The sequence below is a fragment of the Rhodococcus sp. 14C212 genome, from assembly GCF_011058195.1.
GTDB lineage: Bacteria > Actinomycetota > Actinomycetes > Mycobacteriales > Mycobacteriaceae > Rhodococcus > Rhodococcus aetherivorans.
On the sequence record NZ_JAALEH010000176.1, the window covers coordinates 1 to 3,916 of the forward strand.

Genomic DNA, 3,916 nt, shown 5'->3' on the forward strand with positions numbered 1-3,916 from the left:
CGGCAAGGAGGCCCGCGAGATCTACAAGCTCGACGAGCGCTACACCGACGCCGACGAGACCCTCGCCAAGATCGGCTTCGCACCCAACCGCCGCCCCGGCCAGCGCGGCTTCACCCAGCACGCCTGACGGAGCATCCGCGTGACCGGCGGGGCGTGACACCACACCCGGTGCCGCGCCCCGCCCCCGGGGCACGCGAAACCCCTTCTCCCACCAGCGGTCGGCCCCACACGTTCCACCCAGCCATCGCGCTTCTCTCACCACCCCACCCGAGGTTTAGGAAGATCATGTCGTCTCTCACCACCACCGCGCCGGAGCGGGCCGCGACCGTGTCGGCGCCGTCTCGCGGCAGCGGGCGATCCCGGTTCTACCCGTGGCTCGTCTTCGCACTCACCTTCGGGCTGCTGCTGTCGGACTACATGTCCCGGCAGGTCCTCAGTGCGGTGTTCCCGTTCCTGAAAGCCGAATGGTCGCTGTCGGATTCGAACCTCGCGTCGCTGAACAGCGTGGTCGCGTTGATGGTCGGGTTGCTCACCCTGCCGCTGTCGATGCTCGCCGACCGGTGGGGCCGGGTGCGCAGCCTCGTCGTGATGGCCGCGTTGTGGAGCGTGGCGACCCTGCTGTGCGCGGTGGCGGGCTCCTACGAGGAGATGCTCGGCGCCCGGTTCCTGGTCGGCGTCGGTGAGGCCGCCTACGGCAGCGTCGGTATCGCGGTCGTGCTCAGCGTGTTCGCGCCGCGGCTGCGGGCCTCGCTCTCGGGTGCGTTCATGGCCGGCGGTTCGTTCGGGTCGGTGATCGGCGTCGCATTCGGCGGGGTCATCGCCGTACAACTGTCCTGGCGCTGGTCCTTCGCGTCGATGGCGGTCTTCGGGCTGGTCCTGGTCGGGCTGTTCTGGGCGCTGGTCAGTGAACGCAAGCTCGCCCGCCACGCCGTCGACGACGACGCGAACACCACCCACACCGCTGCGCCGGGCACGGCTGCGCGTGCCCCGATCTCGAGCCTGTTCACCAACCCCGCGGTGCTGTGCGCCTACATCGGCGGCGGACTGCAGATGTTCACCGCCGCCGCGCTGATGGCCTGGCTGCCCAGCTTCTTCGGCCGCTCCTACGGGCTGGCCGCGGACAAGGCCGCCGCGATGGCCGCGGTCTTCGTACTGCTCATCGGCGCCGGCATGATCGTGTGCGGCATCGTCGCCGACCGGGTCGCCCGCATCGATCCGGCCCGCAAGTGGACGGTCGCGATCGCGATCAGCCTCGCCGCCGGGGTACTGCTGATCGTCGGGTTCCAACTGCCGGTCGGCACCGCGCAGCTGGTGCTGCTCGGACTGGGCGCGTTCTTCTCCGCCGGCTCCACCGGCGCGGTCACCGCGATGGTCGCCAACCTGACCCACCCCACCGTGCGGGCGTCGGCGTTCGGCACCACCACCCTGGCCAACAGCCTGCTCGGGCTGGCCGCGGGCCCGTTCGTGGTCGGCGTCCTCGCGGACAAGATCAGCCTCGCCAATGCTCTGCAGCTCGCGCCGCTCGTCTACCTGGGGGCCGTCGTGGTGCTGCTGGTCGGCAAGCGCGTCTACCCCGCCGGCGTCCGCAAGCTCGCCGCCCTGTCCGCCGCCCCCGCGCAGCAGACCGGAGCCGACAAGTGAGCATCCTCGACACCACGACCGTGGTGATCGTGCCGGGCCTGCGCGGCCACGTCGCCGAGCACTGGCAGACCCTGCTCGCCGCGCGGCTGCCGAAGGTGGCCACGGTCGAGCCGCTGCACCGCGACAAGTTCAGTCTCGCCGCCCGCGTCGCCGCCCTGGACGAGGTCGTCGCCGGCACGACCGGCCCGGTGCTGCTGGTCGCGCACAGCGCCGGTGTGATGATCACCGTCGCGTGGGCCCAGCGCCACCACCACCCCATCGTGGGCGCATTGTTGGCCACCCCGCCCGACCTCACCGTCGCACTGCCCGCCGGCTACCCCACCCCCGAACAGCTAGGCGACAACGGCTGGTATCCCACCCCGCGCACACCGCTGCGGTTTCCCAGCATCGTCGCCGCCAGCAGCAACGACCCGCTCTGTGGGTTCGACCGGGCCGCCGCTCTCGCGCGGCACTGGGGCAGCAGACTCGTCGACGCCGGACCGGTCGGGCACCTCAACCCCGCCGCCGGCTACGGCCACTGGCCCGCCGCCGAGGACCTCGTCCGCGAACTCGCCGAGGCACCGCAGCCCCAACCGGTCCCTCTCCGGGCCTGAGCCCCGGACCGTGGCGGCGAACCCGGCGATACCGACGTCGCGGTTCGCCGCCACGCTCCACAGCCCGTCGTCGATCCTGCTGACACGGGTGAGGACCTCCGTGCGTGCGGATACCGTGGATCCGACACGGACAGGTCAGGAGAGCGCCGAATGATCACACGGACCAGGTTCTTCTCCGTTCACCTCTCACGGTCGGCGCGATCGGGGCCGCCCCCGGACCCGCCGCCTCCGCCGGCGCCGTCCTCGGGCCTGTGGTGGCAACTGATCGCGGTCGCCGTCCTGCTCGGCGGCCTGGTAGTCGCCCTGGCCCTGCAGACCCCGACGTCGAGCACCCTGTCCTACAGCGACTTCGTGGACCGCGTCGACGCGGGCACCGTGGAGCAGGTGACGATCGACGACAAGGGATCGGTCGCCGGAACCCTTTCCGACGGCACCGAATTCGTCACCCAGCTGCCCACCGCGCTGGACCTCGCCGGACTCGACAACACGCTGCGGGCCAAGCAGGTCCGGATCAGCGCGGAACAGACCGACGACAGCCCGTGGGGGGCGATTCTGTTCAGCATGCTGCCCTTCGTCGTGTTCGCGGGACTGCTGCTGTGGGTCGGCCGCCGGGCGCAGCGCGCGTTCAGCGGAGGCGCCGGCGGTATCGGGGGCATCGGAGCGTTCGGCCGCTCGAAGGCCCGGGTGATCGAGGCGAACCGGCCGACCACCCGCTTCGCCGACGTTGCCGGATACGACGGCGTCAAGCAGGAGATCAGCGAGGTCGTCGACTTCCTGCGGGATCCGGAGAAGTACGCGGCCGCCGGCGCGAAGGGTCCCCGCGGGGTGCTGATGATCGGCCCGCCGGGCACCGGCAAGACGCTGCTGGCCCGTGCGGTGGCGGGTGAGGCAGAGGTGCGCTTCCTGTCCGTCACGGGCTCGGAGTTCGTGGAGATGTTCGTCGGCGTCGGCGCCTCCCGCGTGCGGGACCTGTTCGAGCAGGCCCGCAAGAGCCCCCCGTCGATCATCTTCATCGACGAGATCGACGCCATCGGCAGCAAACGCGGCGTCGGGACCTACGCCGGAAACGACGAGCGGGAGCAGACGCTCAACCAGTTGCTGGCCGAGATGGACGGCTTCGATCAGAGCGTCGGCATCGTGGTGCTGGCAGCGACGAACCGCCCGGAGGCGCTCGATCCGGCACTGCTGCGGCCGGGCCGGTTCGACCGCACGGTCGTCATCCCCCTGCCCACCCAGTCGGAGCGGGCCGCGATCCTCTCGGTGCACCTGCAGGGCAAACACCTCGGACCCGACGTCGACCTGAGCGTGCTCGCGCGGGCCACCCCGGGGTTCTCGGGTGCGGATCTGGCGAACCTGGTCAACGAGGCCGCCATCAACGCCGTCCGCGACGACCGCACCGTCATCTGCGCCGAGGACTTGTCGTCCGCGCGCGACCGCCTGCTGCTCGGCCGCCGCGAGAGCGCCAACGCCCTGCTCCCCGAGGAACGGACCTCGGTGGCGGTGCACGAATCGGGTCACGCGCTGCTCGCGGCCCTGTGCCCGCACGCCGACCCGGTGGCGAAGGTGACCATCCTGCCCGCGGGCATGGCGCTGGGATCGACCCAGCAGCTCCCCGAGGTCGAACGCCACCTCTACAGCGAGGGGTATCTCAACGATCTGCTCACCGTCCGGGTGGGTGGGCG

At 71.3% G+C, this 3,916-nt stretch carries 3 protein-coding genes and 1 pseudogene; all 4 read left to right on the forward strand.

Annotated elements, in window-relative coordinates; translation table 11 throughout:
* A pseudogene (locus G6038_RS30315) lies at positions 1-127 on the forward strand (3-keto-5-aminohexanoate cleavage protein); the annotation flags it as partial.
* 158 nt (positions 128-285) lie between these two features.
* Positions 286-1,641 (forward strand): MFS transporter, encoded by a 1,356-nt coding sequence (locus G6038_RS30320; RefSeq protein WP_165042569.1) that lies wholly within the window; start codon positions 286-288, stop codon positions 1,639-1,641.
* On the forward strand, positions 1,638-2,234 hold the full coding sequence (locus G6038_RS30325; protein WP_165042571.1) for an alpha/beta hydrolase: 597 nt from the start codon (positions 1,638-1,640) through the stop codon (positions 2,232-2,234). Before G6038_RS30320 ends, G6038_RS30325 begins: the two co-directional genes overlap by 4 nt.
* A gap of 150 nt (positions 2,235-2,384) precedes the next feature.
* Positions 2,385-3,916: FtsH/Yme1/Tma family ATP-dependent metallopeptidase (locus tag G6038_RS30330; protein ID WP_240918887.1), on the forward strand; the 1,532-nt coding region annotated here is incomplete at its 3' end.

Bases quoted from the DNA above. Each gene is read 5' to 3' on its own strand.
- G6038_RS30320 (WP_165042569.1), top strand. From the start codon at position 286: ATGTCGTCTCTCACCACCACCGCGCCGGAGCGGGCCGCGACCGTGTCG.